Here is a 471-nt window from a genome sequence, read left to right on the forward strand (position 1 = left end):
TCACTGTTCATACTTCGGTGATTGTTTTCCGCCGCCAGGTTGATCCGGTCACGTAACCCTTCTGGCAAGCGCAAAGCGAACTTATCAGCCGTCCTGGAGTTGTAGGTTATCTGGGCCGTTTCCGATTCAGTTGGCATGTTGTCTCTCCAGTTTTTGCTAAATTTTGGGGAGCGAAAACGCCCCCTCTCCTACAGGCTTAGCCCGCATCAGCGGGCGAGCGGCTTAGGCCCATATGACCCTCAGATAGATGAATGCTCAAAACAAACCCAAGGCCCACGCAACGCCAAACAGCACCAGCGAAAAGCCCCACATCCACCAGAACGAGTACCTAATATGTCGACCGAGATCCAGCCCGGCCAACCCCAGGGCCAGCCACAGTGCTGGCGATAAAGGGCTGATGAAGGTACCAATGATATTTCCGATAATAAGCGCATACACCACGCTCGCCGGTTCGACACCGTAGTTTTCGAC

1 protein-coding gene and 1 pseudogene are annotated in these 471 nt (G+C 53.7%); both read right to left on the reverse strand.

The features are described 5' to 3' along the window. On the reverse strand, positions 1-137 hold a 137-nt coding region (locus ACI77I_RS32160; RefSeq protein WP_407000237.1), incomplete at its 3' end, for an Arc family DNA-binding protein. Positions 138-255: 118 nt separating this feature from the next. After that, positions 256-471, reverse strand: a pseudogene (locus ACI77I_RS32165) (citrate transporter); the annotation flags it as partial.

The organism is Pseudomonas sp. D47 (assembly GCF_045447305.1).
GTDB lineage: Bacteria > Pseudomonadota > Gammaproteobacteria > Pseudomonadales > Pseudomonadaceae > Aquipseudomonas.